Annotated in this window: 15 protein-coding genes and 3 pseudogenes; all 18 read right to left on the bottom strand. The window is 61.1% G+C overall.

The window, feature by feature from the left end; genetic code table 11:
* Positions 1-24: 24 nt before the first annotated feature.
* Complete coding sequence (locus tag V8P77_RS12545) at positions 25-5,124, bottom strand: helicase-like domain-containing protein (RefSeq protein WP_264396664.1); 5,100 nt, start codon at positions 5,122-5,124, stop codon at positions 25-27.
* A gap of 99 nt (positions 5,125-5,223) precedes the next feature.
* Positions 5,224-5,828: pseudogene (locus V8P77_RS12540) on the bottom strand (DUF1419 domain-containing protein).
* Positions 5,829-6,022: 194 nt separating this feature from the next.
* Positions 6,023-6,907 carry a DUF3991 and toprim domain-containing protein gene (locus tag V8P77_RS12535; RefSeq protein WP_264396665.1) on the bottom strand — a complete coding sequence of 295 codons (885 nt, stop codon included), beginning with the start codon at positions 6,905-6,907 and terminating at the stop codon, positions 6,023-6,025.
* A gap of 230 nt (positions 6,908-7,137) precedes the next feature.
* Entirely contained in the window at positions 7,138-7,314 is a 177-nt protein-coding gene (locus V8P77_RS12530; protein ID WP_264396666.1) for a hypothetical protein, read from the bottom strand.
* Between the two features lie 762 nt (positions 7,315-8,076).
* Entirely contained in the window at positions 8,077-9,717 is a 1,641-nt protein-coding gene (locus tag V8P77_RS12525; RefSeq protein WP_264396667.1) for an MFS transporter, read from the bottom strand.
* An 85-nt stretch (positions 9,718-9,802) separates the two neighbouring features.
* Positions 9,803-10,336, bottom strand: coding sequence for a UPF0262 family protein (locus V8P77_RS12520; RefSeq protein ID WP_264396668.1), 534 nt, complete (start codon positions 10,334-10,336; stop codon positions 9,803-9,805).
* 313 nt (positions 10,337-10,649) lie between these two features.
* Positions 10,650-11,591 (bottom strand): pantoate--beta-alanine ligase, encoded by a 942-nt coding sequence (gene panC, locus V8P77_RS12515; RefSeq protein WP_264396670.1) that lies wholly within the window; start codon positions 11,589-11,591, stop codon positions 10,650-10,652.
* A complete protein-coding gene (panB, locus tag V8P77_RS12510; protein ID WP_264396671.1) occupies positions 11,588-12,433 on the bottom strand; it encodes a 3-methyl-2-oxobutanoate hydroxymethyltransferase in 846 nt (281 codons plus the stop codon). Before panB ends, panC begins: the two co-directional genes overlap by 4 nt.
* Before the next feature lie 189 nt (positions 12,434-12,622).
* Positions 12,623-12,813: pseudogene (locus V8P77_RS12505) on the bottom strand (glutamate dehydrogenase); the annotation flags it as partial.
* 101 nt (positions 12,814-12,914) lie between these two features.
* Positions 12,915-14,156, bottom strand: a complete 1,242-nt coding sequence (locus V8P77_RS12500; RefSeq protein WP_264396762.1) for an NAD(P)/FAD-dependent oxidoreductase — start codon at positions 14,154-14,156, stop codon at positions 12,915-12,917.
* 53 nt (positions 14,157-14,209) lie between these two features.
* Positions 14,210-14,461 (bottom strand): 2Fe-2S iron-sulfur cluster-binding protein, encoded by a 252-nt coding sequence (locus V8P77_RS12495; protein WP_264396763.1) that lies wholly within the window; start codon positions 14,459-14,461, stop codon positions 14,210-14,212.
* Positions 14,462-14,542: 81 nt separating this feature from the next.
* Positions 14,543-15,958 carry a cytochrome P450 gene (locus V8P77_RS12490; protein ID WP_264396672.1) on the bottom strand — a complete coding sequence of 472 codons (1,416 nt, stop codon included), beginning with the start codon at positions 15,956-15,958 and terminating at the stop codon, positions 14,543-14,545.
* A 259-nt stretch (positions 15,959-16,217) separates the two neighbouring features.
* Positions 16,218-16,705: pseudogene (locus V8P77_RS12485) on the bottom strand (tyrosine-type recombinase/integrase); the annotation flags it as partial.
* A complete protein-coding gene (locus V8P77_RS12480) occupies positions 16,699-17,052 on the bottom strand; it encodes an aminotransferase class III-fold pyridoxal phosphate-dependent enzyme (protein ID WP_335912955.1) in 354 nt (117 codons plus the stop codon). The pseudogene V8P77_RS12485 and the gene V8P77_RS12480, both read right to left, overlap by 7 nt.
* Before the next feature lie 28 nt (positions 17,053-17,080).
* Positions 17,081-17,281: a hypothetical protein gene (locus tag V8P77_RS12475; RefSeq protein WP_335912941.1), complete on the bottom strand. Its 201-nt coding sequence runs from the start codon at positions 17,279-17,281 to the stop codon at positions 17,081-17,083.
* Positions 17,242-18,084: an aminotransferase family protein gene (locus V8P77_RS12470; protein ID WP_335912940.1), complete on the bottom strand. Its 843-nt coding sequence runs from the start codon at positions 18,082-18,084 to the stop codon at positions 17,242-17,244. The genes V8P77_RS12475 and V8P77_RS12470 overlap by 40 nt, the downstream gene beginning before the upstream one ends.
* Before the next feature lie 204 nt (positions 18,085-18,288).
* Positions 18,289-19,698 (bottom strand): aldehyde dehydrogenase family protein, encoded by a 1,410-nt coding sequence (locus V8P77_RS12465; RefSeq protein ID WP_264396673.1) that lies wholly within the window; start codon positions 19,696-19,698, stop codon positions 18,289-18,291.
* A 154-nt stretch (positions 19,699-19,852) separates the two neighbouring features.
* Complete coding sequence (locus tag V8P77_RS12460; RefSeq protein ID WP_264396674.1) at positions 19,853-21,256, bottom strand: aspartate aminotransferase family protein; 1,404 nt, start codon at positions 21,254-21,256, stop codon at positions 19,853-19,855.
* Position 21,257 lies beyond the last annotated feature (1 nt).

Genomic DNA, 21,257 nt, shown 5'->3' with positions numbered 1-21,257 from the left:
AGAATGGCGAGCCGTGGTTTTCTCTCAAGCGGCCTTCACCACCGGGGCGGTATCGCCGCGCGCATCAGAGGCGAGCGCGTCTTCGATTTCCCGCAGCTGTCGGTGCTTGTCCGCCAGTTCCTCCGCAAAACCAAACGCCCCATCCTGACGCGATCGGTAGGATGCCAATCGGCGCTCGAATTCTTTCAGGCGTTGGCGATAGCGCTCCCGCTCTTGCCGGAACGCGTCGAGCACGCGCTCGAGCCGTGAAACCGCGCCAAGGGGGGTGACGGTTACCGCCAGATCGATCTCGTGGCCGGCGCCGGTGCGCTGGAGCAGGGTCTGATAGTGGTAGTGCTCGCCCCGACCGAAGCTTTCGCCACGATAGACGAGATCGAAGCCGCCGATGGCGGCGATAGGAACCTCGCCTTCTTGCTGCAGTTGCACGAGGGTGAGGATCTCCTTCATCAGCTCCCGGCCGGCATCCTTGCGCTCCGAATACGGCTTGCCCGTCACGGTCATGGTGAAGACATCTCCACTGGTCGGAACCAGCCGCTCGAGGTCCTTGCCGATCTCACCGATCCGCCGCGTCGCTGTCTCGATCTCGCGCTCGGCGTCGCGGATCTGCCGCCGCACGGCGTGGAGATCGTCCGCATGAGCGGCGCGCAGACGTTCCAGGCGGGCGATATCGGCCTCCAGACCTGCCTTCTGCATCAGCCGCTGATCGCCCGATGCAATCGCCTTGGCCATGGCGAACTGGTTGGCCTGTCCCTCGCCCAAATCGTCCAGCCGGCGGATCGAGGTGTCGCCGGAAAGCGCTGCGGCAATGAAGCGGGCCTTGCGCTCGTTGTTCTGCCACATCGTCGCGTCGAGCGAGCCTTCGGTGGCGTAGGCGAAGATATCGACCTCGTCATGCTGGTTGCCCTGGCGCACGATCCGGCCCTCGCGCTGCTCAATCTGCGACGGCAACCACGGCACGTCGAGGTGATGCAGCGCCTTCAGCCTGAGTTGCGCGTTGACCCCGGTGCCCATCGTATCGGAAGAGCCGATCAGGAAACGCACCTTGCCGGCGCGCACGTCGCCGAACAGCCGCTGCTTGGCCTCCGCCTTCCTGTAATCCTGCATGAAGGCGATTTCAGAAGCCGGCACGCCTAGGCGGACAAGCTCGCTCCTGATCCAGCGATAGGCGGAGAAACCCCTGGTCTTCTCCACGCTGATCGTGCCGAGATCGGAAAAGATCATCTGCGCCGCTCCAGGAAGCTCGAACAACATGCCGTCCGCGCGGACGTAAGTTCGCCCGGCCGTCTCTTTCCAGATGCGCAAGGCATTGGCGATCAGGCTGTTGAGCTTGTTTTGAGGCTCATTGTCATTGTCGGCGTCGACCAGCCGCAGGTCGATAGCCGCGTGCCGTCCATCGGTGATCACCGAGAGCAGGATGTCGTCGCCCGGCTTCGGCGGCCGGTCGCGTTCCTCAATCGCCTTGATGCGGGCGTCTAGCACCGTCTGAAAGCACTTGAAGGCCACGGTCGGCTTGGAAGTGACGATCTGGCGCTTGCCGGTCGAGATGTCGGGCACCTTCACGTAGCGGCGCAGGTCCTCCGGCATCACCACGTCCGCGAATGAGCGGAACATCGCAATCAGTTCCGGCACATTGACGAAGCTTGCGAAGCGCGAGACCGGCTTGTATTTGCCCGACGGTTGCAGTTCGAGCTCCGTCGTGGTGTCGCCGAAGGTCGAGGCCCAGGCATCGAATTTGTGCAGGCCCCGTTCCATCAACGCGCACTGGTCCATCAGCCGCTGCACGGTGAACATCTCGCCGAGCGTATTGGTGATCGGCGTGCCGGAGGCCAGCACCAGTGCGCGGCCGGGGTTCTTCGTCTCGATGAAGCGCGACTTCACATAGAGATCCCAGGCGCGCTGCGAGCCGTTCGGATCAACGCCCTTCAGCGTCGACATGTTGGTGGCAAATGAGAGTTTTCTGAACTCCTGCGCCTCGTCGACGATGATCTGGTCGACGCCGATTTCGGCAATCGTCAACAGATCGTCCTTGCGGGTCGAGAGTGCCTCGAGCCGCTCCTGCAGGCCCTCCTTCAGCCGTTCGAGACGCTTGCGCGAGACCCGATCGTCGCTCTCCACCTTCGTGAGCAAGGTTTCGTAAAGCTCGAGCTCGTCATGGATCATCTGCTGCTCGAAGGCGGAGGGAATGCCTATGAAGCCGAAGGCCGAGTGCGTGATGATGATCGCATCCCAGGTCGCGGTCGCCGCCCGCGACAGCAACCGCCGGCGCTTGTCCTTCGAAAAATTGGTATCGTCGGCAACCAGGATACGAGCGTTCGGATAAAGCGCCAGGAATTCGCGGGCGGCCTGCGCCAGGCAATGGCCGGGCACGACCAGCATCGCCTTGGCAACCAGCCCGAGACGGCGCTGTTCCATGACGCTGGCCGCTATACTCATCGTCTTGCCGGCGCCGACGGCATGGGCGAGATAGGTCGAACCGGCGGCGATGATCCGCCAGATGCCGCGCTTCTGGTGCGGGAAGAGGGTGAAGGCTCCGGATGCGCCCGGCAGTTTCAGATGCCCGCCGTCGAATTTGCGCGGGGCGATATTGTTGAAGCGTTCGTTATAGAGCCTTGCCAACCGGTCGGTGCGGTCGGGATCGGACCAGACCCAGCTCTGGAAGGCGGTCTTGATCTTCGTGAGCTTCTCCTTCGCTGCTTCCGTATCGATGACATTGAGCACCCGGCGTTCACTATCGCCGTCCCTCACCGTGTCGAAGATCTGCGGCACACGGCTGTTCAGCGCGTCGGCGATGAGTTCGCCTGCGTGGCGGCGATCGGTGCCCCATTCCGACGTGCCGGCCGCCATAAAGCCGAGCTGCCGTGCTTCCACCGTCCATGATGCAAGCTCCGGCATGTGATGGATGCGGATTTCGGCCCCCATCGTCTCGTGCACGAAGGCTGCCACGTCGGACGCGGGGATCCACGGGCTGCCGAGACGCGCGGTGATTTCCGAGGGACGGAGATCAGTGGGCTGCACTTCGGTCAGCGCCCCGACATTGCGCGCATAGGCGGGGTCGAGCGCGGCCGCTGCCTCGGCCACCTTCAGCTTGTCGCGGACATGACCGGAGAGATAGGCGTCCGCTGTCTGCCAGGCGCCATCGGCCGGGTTCTGGAAAATCGCCTGGCCTAGTTCGTCGATGATGGCAGCGACGTCGCGATGGACGAGCTCGGCGATGTGATCGAGATCGACATACCCACGCTCGTTGAGCACGACGGCGAGCGCATCGGCAGCGGAGGTGATGACCGGCGCCGCTGGCGGCGCGATGACGCGCTCGGAAAAGATCGAGCCGGGCCTTGCGGTGTCGGTTTCCAGATCGTAGTCCTCGATCGAGGCGACGAGCCAGCCATCGGGGTCATCAAGGAACGGCTGGAGATTGGGGCGGCGATGGGCTTCGCGCACCTCTCCGGTTTCCGGGTCTTCCGCGATCGAGACCCTGGTGTGGTTGATCGGCCCGAAATCGCGCACGAAGCTCGACCAGGCGATCCGCAGGCGCACCTGCGCCTCCTTCCACGGCCGATCGAGTTCCTGGGCCTTCAGCACGTCGCGCATCGCATCGCGGATCGGGATCAGCTTGCGGATGATGCGGACATGCTTTTCCGGAAATCCATCGGCGCTGCGTCCCTTGCGCAGCTTGACCTCAGCGGCTTCGCCGTCGACCATTTGCATCAAACCATGCCTGACATCGATGAAGAAGCTGCCTTCGCGGACCTGTTCGGATCGGGGGCGGAGATCGACGGTCTCGCTGAGTTCATGCTCAAGGTCGATGTCGATTTCGGCCGGCTCGCCGTCGTAGCGGTCTTCCGGAAGACGGGAGATGGCCGCGTTCAGGGCCGTTTCGAGATCGACACCGTCACGGGGATGGCAGGTATAGGTCTCGCCGAACGGCCCCGCAGTCAGGGCGTGGTCGCCGAGCACGAAGTCGGGATGGCTCGCGAACCAGCGGTTCACGCAGATCGCGCCCTCGTCCTCGGTTACCCCCCGCACTTCCTCAAGGTCGAGCCATGACAAGTCACCCTCGGCGTCTCCAACCTTGCGCTTGCGGAAGAACAGGATGTCGACCACGACGTCCGTGCCGGCGTCGCGGCGGAAGCTGCCTTCGGGCAGGCGTATCGCCGCGATCAGGTCGGCGGATCCGGCGATATGCGCGCGGGCGGTCGGGTCCGCCTTGTCCATCGTGCCGGAACTGGTGACGAAAGCCGCAAAGGCGCCGGGTTTCAGCAGGTCGATCGACCGGGCGATGAAATAGTCGTGCAGACGAAGACCGAGCGCGCGATAGGCGCGGTCCGAACGCACGGTACGATCAGAAAACGGCGGATTGCCGATGGCCAAGTCGAAGCTTGCGGGCAAGTCGGTGCGGGCGAAATCGCCGGTGACGATCCGCGCGTACGGCTGCAACAGCCGGGCGATTCGTGCGGTCACCGGATCGAGCTCGATGCCGGTGACATGCGACGCGCCACGCAAGCTCTCCGGCATCAACGCCGGAAACAGGCCCGTGCCGACGCCGGATTCCAGAATGCGGCCACCGCGCCAGCCCATGCGTTGCAGGCCGCTCCAGATCGACCGGACGATGAATTCCGGCGTGAAATGCGCATACTGCGTGCAGCGCGCAAGAAAGGCATAGTCGGCCTCGCCGACCGCGTCTTCCAGATCCACAGCAATGTCGCTCCAGCCCTCGCGGAACGCGGTTTCGCCGGGGTGGCGGAAGAGGCCATTGGCGAGATCGGAGGCGCCGAACCCTGTGAACCGGATCAATCGCTCCTGCTCGTCGCGCGTGGCCGGGCGGTTGTCCGCCTCGATTTCGCCGGCGAGTCGGATCGCGGCGATATTGTCCCGGGCGCGACCCTTCCAGCCATGTGCGAGACCACGGTCGCCTTCGAGATAGAAGTTGGAGGGCTTTTGCTGATCTCGAACGCATGGCCGTTTTGACGGTGCGGGAAGGGCAGGGGACGGTGCCGGCGGGGTCGGCTCCGGATCGTCGTCATTGGCGACCGGTTTCATGCTGTCGGAAGCGGTAAAGCCGATTCCGAAGCCTGCGGCCAAGGTGGTGCCGCCAAACATGTCGAGGGTGAAAGCATCGTTGCTCATGGAGAGATTCCTTTGCTGTAGATCGCAGTCCGGTTGCGGACGATCGACCCCGCGGGAAAAAGGGGAAGTGTTGGAATTGCCGCGAAGCCGGAAGCCGGCTCAGGCGGCGATGGTCGAGGGCAGGTGGCGCAGATGCACGGGCGGCTCGGCGGCGATCTCGTGGTCGGAGAGCTTGTCCAGGCGCTTCCAGAAAGCCTCGCCGCCGCCGCTATAGAGGACAACGACGCGACGGCCGCAGCAGGAGTCCGGCAAGTCCTTGCCGGCGTACCCGCGATAGGCGTCTGCCGTGCTGCTCCAGATATGATCCAGACGTTCCTCACGCGTCATCGCCCGCGCGGGTCCCGTCTCGCGCTCCATGATGGCGTGGCGCATTTCTCGGTCGACGCACGGTCCGACAGATCGCAGTAGCCGTGGAAATAGCGAATTCGGCCGTCGATCCTCAGCGCGAAGAAGACTGAGGTCACGGAGCCGGTCAGGTATTCGCGCATGGCAAACATCGCGCCACGGATCCAGAGCGGCGGAAGGATCTCGAACATGTAGTCGTGATCTGTCTCGCTGATCTGAAACCATTCGCCGGCGTAGAGAGCTGCGGCGTCGTCGTCCCATCGGCTCGGGCGCTGCGCGTGGCGATCAAACATGCGGAACATCTGCTGGCGCGTCGCCACACCCTCAAAGACTTTGCGGATTTTTGCGGAACCGGGCATTCTTGAACTCCTTCGGTGCTGTCGTCCGACCGAAGTGCCGCGGGATCCTCACGATCTCGCCATCGTCTTCAGGCCTTCATGACAGCTCCCCGGCCGCCGCGATCGCGCATCGGAGGGTCAAGGGCCGGCTTGCCGGGCGAAGCTTCACCCTTGACGCGCCGATCGGGCATGCGGCACGTCTCCTTCTTTTTTCTTCATCCTGCTTTCCCGCTTTGTCGAAGTTTGAGGACGTAGTTCCAGTCGTCTGCCGGCGGCCGCAATCGCAGCCATGTGCAGCCAAGCTCTTCCGCGAGGCTTCGAAGGCGTTGAGCATAGGCCTCGCCCTGCGGATTGGCGTCCGTCGCTGCGACAAGCTGGACCTCCGGCTGGATAGCGAGGGCCCGCAGGGCAGCTTCTGTAGCCGGCGACCAGCCGCCGCCGGTACTGAGGTAGAGCGTGCGCTCCCGCATGCCTTCGACCGCAGCAAGGCTCATTGCGTCGATTGCCGCCTCGGTCACGCAGAGCCGTGGGGCAGGGGCGGAACCGAGGCGGAACAGAACCTTGGCGCCGCCGGTTGCAAAGCCGCGCCAACCGGAGCCACGTTCTTCCCATCCGCTCACCGCGCCGGCGCTATCACTATGCGCGGCCCACATGCTGCCGTAGGGGCCCTCGCGCAGCACGCCATACCCGATCGCCTTCCTGACGATCGCGGCCGGTAAAAGGCGTTCTTTGCGCAGGTAGCGCCATGCGCCCGAGCCAGGCGCGACCATTCTGCGCGATCGCCAGCGTTCGGCTACCGTGCCGCTCGTCGCATCGGCTTTGGCGGATTTTCGCCAGGTGGGTTGGGACGGTTGAAAGCCGACAAGTGCTGTGACCCGTTCGAGCGCCTCGCTGAAGCCGACTCCATCGAGATGTGAAACGAGTGAAAATATATCACCCTTGCCATCACCGAGCGGATCGAACCAGCCGCGGCCCTCATGCGTCACGATGATGATCTCTGCACCGCGGCGAAACTTCATCGCGCGGCGCGTGCTCTTCTTTCGATCGAGCGCGAAGCCAGCGGTCTCCAGTACCGCGTGGCAACCAACCCGCTGCCGCATGTCTTCTATCTCTTCTCTGTTCATCTTAATCCGGCCGCTCCCGCGGCCGCCCTCCTGCTCTTTGTTTTCCGCATTTGCGGCACCACTGTCCGGCCCGCCAGCGAAGAGCAAAGGCTGCAAGGGCGTGGGCGGGCAATTGTCGGATTGAACAAGCCGGCATTCCGCCCACGGCGAAGCCTCCCTTGCGGCCGCCGGCTCGCAAGCGGCAGCCGCAAGGCTAAAAGGGCGGCTCAATGGGCCGCCCAGGGAAAGAACTCATGCACCACATCGAGATCGTCGCTGGCGTCGATCTCGTCCGAAGGAAGCACGCCGTATTCCCCGTCGACTTCAAAGACGGTAACCGGGACCATGAGGTCGCGGGAAAGCTGGAAGGCGTGTGACTGTGCAAGGGAAAGGTCGTGGGACATCTGAGAGGCTCCTTCGGAGCGGGCCAATTCCCGCTCGATGGCTCCTCAAAAGGCCCGGAGGCGGGCGCGATCACCGCGAAGGCGAAGACGAAGCGGCCGCAGCTTCGCTAGCGGACCCTTTACGGGTTGATCGTGGAAGATCCGCAGCCGGGCCAGGACGCCATCAAACGAGAGCGGGATTGGGTTGCCTCGAGGGACCCCGTCGAGAAAGACCCGCACGGAGAGCTGATCATGCGGCAACCAGCCCCCAACCTTTGACGGCAAGGGCTTCACGACAGACCTGGCAGCATGCCGACAGGCGCCGGTGTCGTTGACATAACGACGGTTGTCTAGGGTCCTATCAGCGTACGCCGTTCACTCGAACCGTGCGACATTCAAAAGCCCGTCATAACCGCGTCTCAGTCGCAAATCACGGCTAGGGGTCAGAGGCCGAAATGCCCGCCTTGCGCAGCGCCTCCTCGATCGTCGCAGCCTCCAGTGAGGCCATCGCACTGGCGAGGTAATCTTCGATTTCGTTCACGCTCCTCGCTTCAAGTCGAGCGATGTCCTCGATGCTCCGACCTTTGGACAGCCAGCGCAGGCATGATTTTTGAAGCGGTGAGAGCATGTCCAAGCCCTTTAGTCTCGGCGCGAGAAGCATGTGGATTGACAGGATGTCATGCGGGTATTTCTGAGAGGCGCAGCATCCGCAGATAGGACTTGCGCGCTCGCTCGTCGTCATTTCGACAGGGTGCTCGTTCGAGGAGGCTCAACTGGCTTGGCTCACTTCTGCGAAACGTATGGCACGGGAGACGGCTTGCGGGCCGCGCCTGTGGGGCGCTCGACCAGAATGGTCGTTTTCGGAGGGTGGGCCTCCGGGGTGAGCTCGAGGAGCTCCTGATCCAACTGCTTGTCGGCCGCCGTTAGCCGGTGATGAAGCCGGTGATAATCCATCCAGGTCGGAGTCCGGTAGGTCTCTAGCCAGCGCGAGGGCTCGCGCACGTCGCGCGTCAGCGTCCATTGCCGCGCACCGACCCGGCTTTGCACATGCCGGCGTCGGCGCATGACATCGAGAAACAGATCGGCGTTGTCGTCCGATATGGAATATTCGGTGGTGATCAGGATCGGGCCGCTTCGCGGCTTCAAATCAAGGGCAATTGACGGAGCATCGAACGAACCGGACGGCTCGAGTTCCGAATCGAAACGATTGCTGATCGGCAGTTTGAACCCCAGGGCGGCCACGAACAATGAAGCGCCGGCAGAAGCACCCAACGCCAAGGAAAGCGAGTGGTTTTCGGCGATCGTTCCCCAAAGCCAGCTGCCGCCGGCAATACCGCCATAGGTGAATGCGCTGTAGATCGAGATCGTGCGACCCACGACCCAGCGCGGGCTTGCCAGTTGCACATTCACACCCAATCCCGACCATGCGGTCACCCAGCCGGCGCCGCCAAACGCCAGGGAGGCGGTCGCGATTGCCAAGGACGAGGTAAGCGCCAGCGACAGCGCACAGGCCGCGCAGGCGATGCAGGCAACGACGAACATGCGCTCCTGCACGAACGCCCGCCGGAGACGTGGATTTGCGAGCCCGGCAAGAAGCGCGCCGGCGCCGAAGCCGGCCATCAAGACGCCGTAGGAAACAGGCCCAGCCTTCAACTGGTCCCGGGCGACCAGCGGCAGCAACGCCAGGATCGACGTGCCAGCAAGCCCAAACAGGGTGCCGCGAACGATCGTCGTCTTGATTTCTGAGGAAATGGCGGTGAAGCGCAAGCCATCGTAGATCGCGGTCAACAGTGCTTCGCGGGGAAGGGATGAGGATGGCACCTTCCACTTGTTACGCCACAGGGCAGTCAACGGGGCGACAAATCCGAGAGTCGTCAGCGCAAACGTGACGAGCGGTCCGAAGGCGGCGACGATAAAACCGCCAAGGGCCGGACCGACACTGCGCACGGTGTTGAAGCCGACGTTCAGCAGCGTGACGGCGGACGGGATGTGGCGGCGCTCCAGCATGTCGCCAAGCGAGGCGCGCCAGGCGGGATCTGCCAGCGCGATACCGCAGCCATCGAGAAAGCTGAAGGCGAGAATGATCCACGGATTGGTGACGCCAAGCGCCATGAGGATCACCAGCATGGCAGACGCCGCCATCATCAGGCTTCGTCCGACGATCATGACGATGCGGCGGTTGTAGTTGTCGGCGATCGCGCCGACGAATATCGCCAGGAAGAAGGTCGGCAGGGTCGACGCGGCCTGAACGAGCGCCACCATTACGTCCGACGTGGCGATCGTCACCATCAACCAGCTGAGCGCCACCGTCTGCATCAGCCAGCCGAGGCTCGAGAGCTGCGAGGCGAGGAAGACCGACCGGAATGTCGGGTTCTTCAGGGGTGCCAGTAGTCCTGACTTGTCTTCTTCAGTCGCCGCGGTCATTGCCTTAGTCGCTCTATCTAGTACGCTTCAGATCATGAGACCGCCGCCAGAGGGCAGGGCCGCGGGCGGAGGGTTTTGCCAATCGTCATGCTAACCTCCGGATTAGTCCGCCGTGCTCCCGGCTGCGCATGAGCAGCACATGGATCAAGGTGAACAGCCGGCGCGCGGTGTCGATGTCGATGGTGACCTTCGAGGAGAGACGGGCCTGCAACAGTTCGGCTGCTTCGTTGTGAATGCCACGGCGCCCCATATCGATGGCCTCGATCTTCTCGGGAGCTGCGCCGCCGACGGCGTCGTGGAAGCTCTCGCATACGATTGTGTAGTCCTTGAGCAACCGGCGAAACGGTGTCAGCGACAGATGATGGCTGACGACATGTTCGCCTCTGTCCAGCGAAATGGTCATCACCAGGCGGCCGTCGACCAATGCAAGCTCAAGGCGATAGGGGCCACCGTCATGGCCGACGGGTGCGAAGGTGTTCTCGTTCAAAAGATCGAAGATCGCGATCGCCTGCTCTCGCTTGAGGTGGGCATCGTTCTGAACACGCAACGAACCATCGAGCGAGACGGCGCAGAGCCGTGCCCTGGCCGGTGAGGCTATAGAGACCGTTGCCACCTTCACGTCACGCCTCCGTCGTTCGAAGTAGCGCATGTCAAACCCGGCTGGGAAAGAGATGGCTGCCGCCGGGACATGCCCGACGACAGCCCGACCGCCTTGGGAGGGTGGGCGGAGGAAACGCTGTTGTGAAACGCTGCAAAGGAGAAACGGGAAAAAGCGGCTATCCTTGAGTGCGCCTCAACGGTAGCCGAGTGACCCTGAAACGTCGGGGAAACGGACGCCCTTGGGGTTGAAGCGTGCCGGGGATCGAGCGGCCGTCTGCACATCTTGACAAAGGCGCTCTCGATCTCACGTGTCGGTTTTGCCAGTATTGCCATCATGGGGTCCGGGCCCTTGTTCCCTGAAACGACTGATGGCGACGATGATCCGATTCATCCGACGATTTCGGTGCGGCATTCATTTCCGCCGATGAGGCTGGGACCGCCACATTGTCGATCAGGCGCGTCTTCCCGAGCCAGGCTGCGGCAAGCAGGCGGGCCGCCCGGTCAGGCCGGTCGAGCGGAGCCAGATCCTCTTCCGAGCGCAGTTCGAGATACTCGACCCTCGAAAAGCCTGCGGCGAGAAGGTCGTGCTTTGCGGCCTCGATCAAGTCCTGTGATGAACTGCATCGCTGGAGCCGCATGGCAGTCTCGGATAGAACGTCGGCAAGGTAGGGAGCTATCCTGCGCTCGTTTGGAGACAGAAGCGCATTGCGCGATGACATCGCCAGACCATCGGCTTCGCGAATGATTGGGCAGGCGAAGATCTCGATCGGGATGTCGAGATCACGGACAAGCTGGCGTACGACATGCATCTGCTGGAAGTCTTTTTCGCCGAAAACGGCAATATTGGCGCCGGTCTGCAGGAAGAGTTTGGTGGCGACCGTCGCCACTCCGTCGAAATGCCCCGGCCGGTGGGTGCCGCAAAGCCCCTCCGATACCCCGCCGACGGACACCGCCGTGGCAAAACCGTCGGGATACATTTCCTCGAAGCCAGGGACATAAAGCATATCGACACCGAGCGGCGCCAGTTTGGCGGCGTCCGCTTCCTCAGTGCGCGGATAGGCGGCAAGATCCTCGACGCTGTTGAATTGCTTTGGATTGACGAAAACTGTGACCATGACCCACCAGGCCTGGCCAAGGGCTGCGCGAACCAGGCTCAGATGTCCCTTATGCAGAGCGCCCATCGTCGGGATGATCGCCACGTTACCGCCAATGGTGCGCCAGCGCGCCACCGTGTTGCGCATTTCCTCTACTGTGCGAATGATCGGCATGGTCATGACTGGGTTCCCTGATCGGCGCCGTTCGAAACGTCTCCAAAGACGTGCTCAGGTGCCGGAAACCGGCGCTCCGTCACGTCTTGTGAATAGGCGCCGATCGCAGCCTCTGCCGACGTCGCCAACTCGGCGTAGCGTTTTACGAATTTCGGGCGGAAGCCGGAGAACAGTCCCAGCATGTCGTCGACCACAAGGATCTGGCCGTCACAGGCGGGCGATGCGCCGATCCCGATCGTCGGTATGGAAAACTCGGACGTGATCTGGCGCGCGAGCGGTTCCGGGATCTTTTCCAGAACGACGGAAAATGCCCCCGCGTCCGCAACAGCGCGGGCTTCGTCCATTACCCGGTCGCCCGCCTCGCCGCGACCCTGAACTGAATAGCCGCCAAATGTGTTGACTGCCTGCGGCGTCAGGCCGACATGCCCCATCACCGGAATACCGCGCGCTGTCAGAAAGCCGATCGTCTCGGCCATATGGACGCCGCCCTCGAGTTTGACTGCAGCGCAGCCCGTTTCCGTCATCAGGCGCGCAGCGTTCTGAAACGCCTGGTCCGGCGATGCCTCGTATGAACCGAATGGCATGTCGACCACCATCAGCGCACGTTCCACACCGCGCCGCACGGCCTGTCCGTGCAGGATCATCATGTCCAGCGTGACGCCGACCGTCGACGGCAATCCGTGCAGGACCATGCCGACGCTGTCGCCGACCAGCACGACGTCGCAGTATTTATCGACCAGCCGCGCCATCGGCGTCGTATAGGCCGTCAGGCAGACAAGCGGCGTCTGGCCTTTTCTTGCGGCAATGTCTGGGCCGCTCAGAGCCTTTGTTTTTGTCGTTGCACTCATCATGGTGTCGTCGAGCTCGCAGGGCGCTCAATTCCTCTGTTTGTCGGGTCAGGCACTACTTAGCATAGTTATGTTATAACATATCGCATAAGATAGCTTATGGAACACGGCGGTCATTCAGGAGGCTGGAAAACGGAAACTGCGGGCCGATAATTTCGTGCTCACCTCCGTCCTCCAGCCTCATTGGTGTCAGATTCCGATCGCCTCATAGGCATCGGCAATCTGTCGAATGGAGGCGACATAGGCCGCGGTCCGATAGTCACTGAGTTCCGGGTGCGCTTCGAGAAGATCGCCGATGCGGGCCTAGGTGCTGCGCATGACTTCTTGAGGCCGGAGCGAACAAGATCGATCTCGGCGCCGCCTTCGAGGAACTCGTCGCGTTCACAGTCGCCGTTGTAGTTTGGCAAACGACAGTCTCGAAGCGGCGCGTCTCGCGCCGTGAGAGGTGCGTTATGCAGGTCGGTCCGCAGGCTTCCTGTACTTAATACTCCACATAAGCAGGAATTGCTCCCTGTTTCGTGAGTGCCGACACATCGAAATCGACGTCCTGTAGAAGCCGCTTTGTTATATTCTTGAGGGCCAGGAGACGCCGTGCCGACACGTGCTCGCGCGGCCGATTAATGCTCTCGATGCAAATGCAAGTGTCGTTTCGGAAGTGAAACACGGAAGTGCCGGATGTCCCACTCGATCGCACAACACGCTCTGTGCCACCATATGGCAGTCCAACGATCTGAAGTTTAACGTCATATTGGTCCGACCAAAACCAAGGGACAGAGTCATACGAACTGTCCACGCCAGCAATGACTGCTCCCGCCACTCGCGACTGGTCAGTCGCGTTCTGCACCGATTCTAGTCGTATTCCAGTTGAATTGAACGGCCCCCAAAATTGTGCACAGTCACCGGCCGCAAACACATTTGTTCGAGAAGTACGCGATTTTGAATCGACGAGTATACCTTGTGCGGTACGAAGCTCTAGCAATTGAGCCAACGCTAAATTCGGAACCGAACCGATACCCGCGATAATGATGTCTGCGTCGATCAAGGTCCCGTCATCGAGCATGGCCTTACGAACAACGCCGCCTTCGCCGACCAACGATTGCACTGCGCAAGAGGTCAATAACTTGGCGCCGTGACCAACGTGCAGTGAAGCCAATAGCCTAGAGATTTCCGGTGAAACGGCACGGGCTAGTACGCGGTTCTCCGTTTCAACTATCGTGACTTTCTTTTGTTGCTGTACGAGCACCGAGGCGACTTCAAGTCCTATAAACCCTGCGCCTATTATGACTATGTGTTCTGCATCCGCGGTCGCAGCACTAAGCAAACGGGCATCCGCCAGGGAGCGCAGGTAGTATATGTTTCCAAGATCGGAACCAAGGCACGACAGTCGCCGCGGGCTCGCCCCTACAGTGAGAGCGAGAGAGTCGAACGGGATGCGCGTGTTATTCGACAGTAGGGCCACGTTACGTTCGGATTCAAAACCTATGACCTTAACACCCAATTCCACCTGGATTTTATGAGTGGCATAGAAGTTTGGCGCCCTCAAACGCATCGGTTCTTCCGAGGGGTCTTTGAGGTAGGCCTTCGAGAGCGGTGGCCGATGATAGGGGAGAGCCGTCTCTTCGCTCACAATAACTATGTCTTCGCCATATCCTTTTTCCCGGGCATAAGAGGCGAGCTCACATGCGGCATAGGACCCACCGACAACCAGTAACTTTCGACGCACAGCTATCAAGCTTCTAAAACTCCCTTGAGTCGGCACTTTATCTTGCGAGGCACCTATACAAAAGCGGAGCCGGGGGCTAGCGTTACAGTCAAGCCGTCTAACTCCTCCGACAACTCAATCTGGCAGGAAAGCCGAGAGTTGGCGCGCCGCTCTTCAACCACGTCCAACATAGCATCCTCGGTGTCATCGGCAGGCTTGAGCTTCGTCTGCCAAGCATCGTGCACATACACATGGCAAGTACCGCAGGATGCACATCCTCCGCATTGCGCGGTTAGATCCAAGCCCGCGTCCCGGATTGCACGCATGAGGGTTGGGGCAAACGCATTGTTAAGTTCGACCAACTGAGCGTTATGGTCGTAAACTACCAGTTTCATGGATCAGGGCCTTTAGAAAATCACATGCAATGGGGCGAAGGAACGATGGGAGAAAGCACGGAACCGTGGCGCCTCCTTCGATGGATCCAGGCGCAGGTTCGGATGACGAGCAATAAGCGCTTTCAGGCACTCTCGTATCATCAATCTGGCAAGATGCATGCCAAGGCAAATTCGGGGACCGACGTTGAATGCCTCGTGATCTGTGGGCGGCTTTCTATTCAAGTCAATCATATGTGGGCAGGCGTAGTGCTCTGGATCGCGATTTGCGGCCGCGTGCAAAAGACAAAGCGCGTCATCCTTTTTGATCGCGGCACCTGCGAGCGTGACGTCTTGGTTGGCCTTCCTGAAACGCCACTGCACCGAGCCCAGCAGTCGCAACGACTCCTCGACGAATGCATTAAGAGCACCCTGCTGATCATTCATGACCGCCTCGCGTATCGACGGTTCAGTCAAGAACATATAGACCGCATTAGCGATGGCATTGGTGGTCGTCTCTCCCGCACCGAGCTCCAGATCCCTGACAATCGCAATAACGTCATCTACCTCAACCTCACCCCAGTCTTCATGAGCTCGAGACCAGATCTGGCTAATAAAATCGCTTCCGCGCTTCTCCTTCCGCTCAAGAACAAGCGGCATGAAAAGCTTATTAAGCCCGTCGCCAGCAATTCGCGCCTTGCGATTCAGTTCCTCACCCTGGTACTTCATGCCGAACCAAGCGGCCAAATCTTTATGCCACTGAGAAACATTCTCCATCAGGGTATCGTCTTTCCAGGGAAGACCAAAAAGTGACAACATAACTCGATTTGGCACTTCATCGGCCAGTTCAGCGACCAGCTCGGCAGATCCCCTTTTGGCAAACCGATCAACGGCATGATTGATGACCGGTAGAACGTGCTCAACGCGATACTGCGGCATGAGCGCAGGGCTGAGAAGCTTTAGATAAAGCCGCCGCATCCGAGCGTGCTCCTCGCCGAACAATGCCGAAGCGGCAGGCCGACCCGGCTTGACCTCAAACACAACCGGTGGCGCGTCGGCACCGAAGAGTCGATAGGACGACTCATCCGATTCAATCAACTTGCAAACGTCGTAGCTCAAGACGAGCCAGCAATTCATGCCGGGATCCCAAACTACCTGCCCCCTGCTCTTCCTCAACTCATCATAAGTCGGAAACGGATATTCGTCCGCGAGTGTGAGCATCGTCCAATTCGGGGAAGATGATGAGGTCGTTTCTTTGCTCATCTTTAGCTCCTGCTCAAGAAGTTTTTGCATTTCCGTCATCATATCTGACAGGTGACGTTCGATCACTGCGAAGGATCGCGATATTCGCGGGAATCCTGCAAAAAAGCTCGGCTCTAGGCGTTGACACGCAGCAACATTGGTGGCCGGACACTGCGTGCCCTCGCCCGTGTTGCGGTTGAAGACGGACATGTTCTTTCTGCCCGGGTCTGACCACCGCTATGGTCGGGCGCTATATCGCCTGTCTGGATCGACAGATCGCGGGACAGACAAACAAGCCCTGATCAACGGGGTCGCGAGCGAATGTGCTGATGCAGCTTCGTCAGATGATCGACTGGACGAAGCGCCGGCATCGGTCGCGGCTGCCGTCCCGTATCGACTTCGCCTGGCGGGTATGGCCGAACCAACTGCCGACACTCGACCGCGTCTGGGTGGGGAGCATCTCAAGGCGATGCCGCATCGTATGCACGGTGACGCGCTTTGAAAGACCTGTCGCGGCAACCGCCGACCGACAGGCGGCATTCAACACTGTCGGTTCGATTGGCTTGTCAGGATCACGCCCTGGAAGGAGGAAGTCCTTGGCCGCGCCAGACGCCAACAGCTGCGCAGGATCCCGAGCAGTTCCGCGGATAGCATGACGTACTTGGCTTTGCCGCCTTTGCCATGGCGGACATGGATCAGCATCCGGGAAGTGTCGGTATCCTCGACCCTCAGCCCGCAGAATTCTCCGACCCTGAGGCCCGCAGTATAGGCGGATGTCAGCGCCACGCGGGCCTTCAGGCTGGAGACTGGCTCGAGGAATTGCACCACCTCATGAGCCGACAGTACGACGGGCAGCTTCCTGGGGGCGCGTGCGTAGGGAATCCGCTCCGGGATCTGTTCTGACCCAAGCGTCACGCCGTAAAAGAACCGAAGAGCGCATACGATCTGATTCAACGCCGCCTACGCGTCTGTACGACCGCGACGTCGAGTGCGACGACCGGCTCCATCGGGTTCGGTTTCTCGGCGCTTGGCGCACCGACGTAATTGCCGATCGCATCGGTGATCCGGTCGATGTCCTCAGGCGTGGCGATGAGAGCCGGCGGCAGGCACAGCGTATTGTTCAGCCCGTCATGCAGCGAGCGATTGGTCGCGCCGATAATCACGCCCTGGCCGAGGCATTCGGCGACCACCGCCTGGACATGCTTTTCGTCGAGCGGCTCCTTGGTCTTGCGGTCGGCCACGAGTTCGGCGCCGCAAAACAGACCCTTGCCGCGCACATCGCCGATGACCGCATGTTTCTCCATCAGCGCATTCAAGTTCGCGAGCATCCGTTCACCCATCCGTCTCCAGCAGCCCTTCGTCCTCGATGATGCGCATGTTCTCCAGTGCCCCCACGGGCCCGGCCGTGCAGCCACCGAATGTCGAGATGTCGCGGAAGTAGCTCATGCCGTCTTCAGGCGCGTCCTTGAACATCGCAAACACACGCTCGGTCGTCACGGTGCAGGAAATCGCCGCATAACCACCCTTCGCCATGGTGACGATATCGGGCTGAATGCCGTATTCTGGTAGCCGAACCAGGTGCCGGTCCGACCCAAGCCGCACACCACTTCATCGATGTGAAGCAGAATGTCGTATTTGCGGCAGATCTCCTGCACGCGCTGCCAATAGCCTTCCGGCGGCGTGATGACCCCGCCACCGGCGGTGACCGGCTCCAGCACAATTGCGCCGACGCTATCTGGTCCCTCGCGCAGGATCACCTCCTCGATCGCGTCGGCGGCGCGCACGCCATAGTTTTCGACATCCCACTGCTTGCGATACTCCAGGCAGTGCGGGACGATGACGAAGCCGTCGGGATAGGGGCCGTATTGAGCGGCGGGCTGCGGCTGGCCGGAGGTGGCGAGCGTGCCGATCGTCGTGCCGTGATAATCACGCTCGCGATAGAGGATCTTCCACTTCCTCCCGCCATGGTGGCGCGCGGCAATCTGGCGGACCATCTTGTAGGCCTCCGAGCCGGAATTCGAATAATAGACCCGGCTCAGGCCGGGCATCTTCTCGATCAGCTTTTGCGCGAAGAGGGCCGCCGGCACATTGCCCGCCGCACCGGCATAATAGTTCAACTTGACGAGTTGGTCCCGCACGGCATTGGCGATGCTCTCACGCCCATAACCGACATTGACCGTCCAAACGCCTCCGGAAACGGCGTCGAGATATTCCCGGCCGTTGGTATCCCAGAGCTTGAGCCCCCTGCCCTCGACGAAGACCCGCGGATCGACGGTCTCGTACCGCTTGTGCTGGCTCAGATGGTGCCAGACATGCGCACGGTCGGCGGCGACCACATGGCTCAGATCATTCGGTTTTCTGGTTCAGGGACATGGAGGCCTCCGTATTCCTTTGTGTTACAAATTTCCGCAAAGCTCGGCGCCATTCCTCGCGCTCGACGGGTAGTTCAGGGATTCGACGAACCGCTCGGTGAAGTAGAACTGCTTGCCATTACTCGGAGATCGTCCCAAAGCGTTAGAAACCCGGCAATTGGGCAGGGATCACCCTCGGTTGATGCAAACGACCTTCGGCTGGGTCATGTCCTCGTAGGCGAAGCGCACCCCCTCGCGGCCCATGCTGCCGTATTTGAAGCCGCCGAAGGGCATGGCGTCGAAGCGATAGTCGGAGGAGTCGTTGATCATCACTCCGCCGGCTTCGATCCGATTGGCTGCGTCCAGCGCAACGTTGATGTCGCTGGTGAAGATGCCGGCATGCAGGCTGTAATCCGGATCGTTGGCCATCGTGATCGCGTCATCGAGCGTGTCGAACGGGGCCACCATGACAACCGGTGCAAACACTTCCTCGTGCCACAGGCGGCAAGTCAGCGGGGTACCTTCGAGGACGGTCGGATGATAAAGGGAACCATCACGATAGTTGCCTAAGAGCAGCGTCGCGCCTGCATGGATAGCCTCGTTAACGGCCGCTTCCGTGCGTTCCGACACCTGGGCAGAGATCATCGGACCGACGTCCGTGTCTTCCTGCATTGGATCGCCAGACTTGAGGTTCTTCGTCGCCGCGACGAAGGCTTCGCGGAAGCGCTCGTAGAGTTCGGCCTGGATCAGGATGCGCTGCGCGCCGATGCAGTTCTGGCCAGCCGCCCAGAAGGCGCCGGAGACGCAGGCCTCGACAGCCTTGTCGAAGTCGCAGTCGTTCATGACGATAACAGGCGCATTGCCGCCGAGCTCCATGGCGAGCTTCTTCAGCCCCGCCGCCCGGCTGATCGCCTCGCCGGTCGCAAAGCCGCCAGTAAACGACACCATGCGCACCTCGCGGGCGGTAATCATCGCGGTGACGAGCTCCCTGCCTCCATGGGAGACGGTGATCACCTCGTCGGGCAATCCTGCCTCACGCAATGCCTCGACGAGCTTGATTGCAGAGAACGGCGTCAGGTTTGATGGCTTCAGCAGCACGGAATTGCCGCCTGCGATGGCGGGCCCAAGTTTGTGGGCGACGAGATTAAGGGGATCGTTGTAAGGCGTGATGGCGGTGATGATGCCGAGCGGCTCCCGGGTAAACCAGCCCTGACGCTGCTCCGATCCGGGAAAGGCATCGAAGGGCACGATCTCGCCGGCATTGCGCTTTGCCTCTTCGGCCGAGAGCTTCAGCGTGTTGACGCAGCGTTGCACTTCTTTCCGTGCCTGAACGATGGTCTTGCCCGCCTCGCGAACGATGGTCTCTGCGAAAGCTTTGCTGCGGCTTTCGATAATCTGCGCGGCCCCCTCCAGGATGCTCGCCCGTCTGTGCCGCGCCAGATTGCGGGAGATCTCGGCGCCGCGGCGAGCGGTTGCGAGCAGTCGATCGATCTCGGAAGGATCGGTCGCCTCGACCGATCCAATCAGCGCCCCATCATAGGGGCTGTGAACAGCGATGGATGCCAGGCTGGTCTTGATATGGAGTTTGGCGGCAGTCATGTGGTCAGGTTCCCTGCTCTTGATAAACCTCAAGTCTGGAGGTCGTGCTTATCCGCAAGGCAGGGGTAGTCCCCGCCCCGTACCGGCTTTCCATGCAGTTGTTGATGGCAACCTTTCACGGCCGGCATCATCAGCCGCCGAGAATTTGTTGCGATCAGACCGTCTGGCCGTCACGAGCCAGCTCGTCCATGACCGCGCGAACGGCCTTCTCGGCGATCGAGACGATCTCGTCGACTTCTTCCCTGGTAATGACTAGCGGCGGAGCGAAGCCAAGGATGTCGCCATGCGGCATGGCCCGGGCAATCAGGCCGCGATCGCGGGCTGCCTTTGAAACGCGTGCGCCGACCTTCAGCGACGGATCGAAACGCTTCTTGTTCTCGCGGTCGCCGACGAACTCGATAGCGCCCATCAGGCCAACGCCACGCACCTCGCCGACGATCGGCAGCTGCGCGAACTTCTCCTTGAGCTGCGCCTGGAAATAGGCGCCGACCTCGCGGGCATTGCCCGGCAGGTTCTCCCTCACTACGATGTCGAGCACAGCGTTGGCCGCAGCCGCACCGATCGGATGGCCGGAATAGGTATAGCCATGGGAGAAGGCGCCGACCCTGTCCGCGCCGTCTTCGAGCACGTGATAGACTTTCTCGCCGACAATCGAAGCCGAGAGCGGGAAGTAGGCCGACGTCAGGCCCTTGGCGACAGTGATGAGATCCGGTTCAATGCCATAATGCTCAGAGCCGAACATCGAGCCGGTGCGGCCAAAGCCGGTGATGACTTCGTCGGCAATCAAGAGAACGTCGTGCTTCTTCAAGACCGCCTGGATTGCTTCCCAATAGCCATCCGGCGGCGGCGTGATGCCACCCGTGCCAAGCACCGGCTCGGCGATGAAGGCGCCGACAGTGTCAGGGCCGAGTTTCTCGATCAACTGATCGAGCTCAGCGGCGCGGCGGGCGGAAAACTCCAGCTCAGTCTCGCCAGGATTTGCACCCCAATAATGGTGCGGCACGCCTGCATGAACGACCTGCGGCAGTGGCAGGTCCATTTGGTCATGGTAGAAGCTCATGCCGGTCATCGAACCGGACACAACACTGCAGCCGTGATACCCGCGTTCACGGGAGATGATCTTCTTCTTCGTCGGCTTGCCGCGCAGGTTGTTGTAGTACCAGACAAGCTTGGCTTGGGTCTCGTTGGCGTCCGAACCCGACATGCCATAAAACACCTTGCTCATCTTGCCGGGCGCCATCTTCACCAGACGGTCAGACAGAATCGCAAGCTCATCGGTCGTGTGAGCAGCGTAGGAATGATAGTATGCCAAGCGATACGCCTGACGAGAAATGGCTTCAGCGACTTCAGTCCGGCCATAGCCGACATTTACACAGTAAAGCCCGGCAAAGCCGTCGATCAGCTGGTTGCCATGCGCGTCCTGGATGCGGATGCCCTTGCCCGTCTCAACAATCGTCGGCTCGCCGAGCTTACCGGTCGCAAAGTCCTTGAGCTGCGTGAAAGGATGCAGGACCGTGTTGCGGTCCTTCTCGGCGATGTCCTTGATGTTGATGGTCATA

Source organism: Rhizobium aouanii (assembly GCF_037002925.1).
Lineage (GTDB): Bacteria > Pseudomonadota > Alphaproteobacteria > Rhizobiales > Rhizobiaceae > Rhizobium > Rhizobium aouanii.
This window is presented reverse-complemented; position numbering and strand designations above follow the sequence as displayed.

Excerpts from the sequence above, each read along its gene's own strand:
- V8P77_RS12545 (WP_264396664.1), bottom strand. The coding sequence starts at position 5,124 with ATGAGCAACGATGCTTTCACCCTCGACATGTTTGGCGGCACCACCTTG.
- V8P77_RS12535 (WP_264396665.1), bottom strand. The coding sequence starts at position 6,907 with ATGCGGCAGCGGGTTGGTTGCCACGCGGTACTGGAGACCGCTGGCTTC.
- V8P77_RS12530 (WP_264396666.1), bottom strand. The coding sequence starts at position 7,314 with ATGTCCCACGACCTTTCCCTTGCACAGTCACACGCCTTCCAGCTTTCC.
- V8P77_RS12525 (WP_264396667.1), bottom strand. The coding sequence starts at position 9,717 with ATGACCGCGGCGACTGAAGAAGACAAGTCAGGACTACTGGCACCCCTG.
- panC (WP_264396670.1), bottom strand. The coding sequence starts at position 11,591 with ATGACCATGCCGATCATTCGCACAGTAGAGGAAATGCGCAACACGGTG.
- panB (WP_264396671.1), bottom strand. The coding sequence starts at position 12,433 with ATGAGTGCAACGACAAAAACAAAGGCTCTGAGCGGCCCAGACATTGCC.
- V8P77_RS12495 (WP_264396763.1), bottom strand. The coding sequence starts at position 14,461 with ATGCGTGCAATCCGGGACGCGGGCTTGGATCTAACCGCGCAATGCGGA.
- V8P77_RS12490 (WP_264396672.1), bottom strand. The coding sequence starts at position 15,958 with ATGTCCGTCTTCAACCGCAACACGGGCGAGGGCACGCAGTGTCCGGCC.
- V8P77_RS12480 (WP_335912955.1), bottom strand. The coding sequence starts at position 17,052 with ATGGAGAAACATGCGGTCATCGGCGATGTGCGCGGCAAGGGTCTGTTT.
- V8P77_RS12475 (WP_335912941.1), bottom strand. The coding sequence starts at position 17,281 with ATGGCGAAGGGTGGTTATGCGGCGATTTCCTGCACCGTGACGACCGAG.
- V8P77_RS12465 (WP_264396673.1), bottom strand. The coding sequence starts at position 19,698 with ATGACTGCCGCCAAACTCCATATCAAGACCAGCCTGGCATCCATCGCT.
- V8P77_RS12460 (WP_264396674.1), bottom strand. The coding sequence starts at position 21,256 with ATGACCATCAACATCAAGGACATCGCCGAGAAGGACCGCAACACGGTC.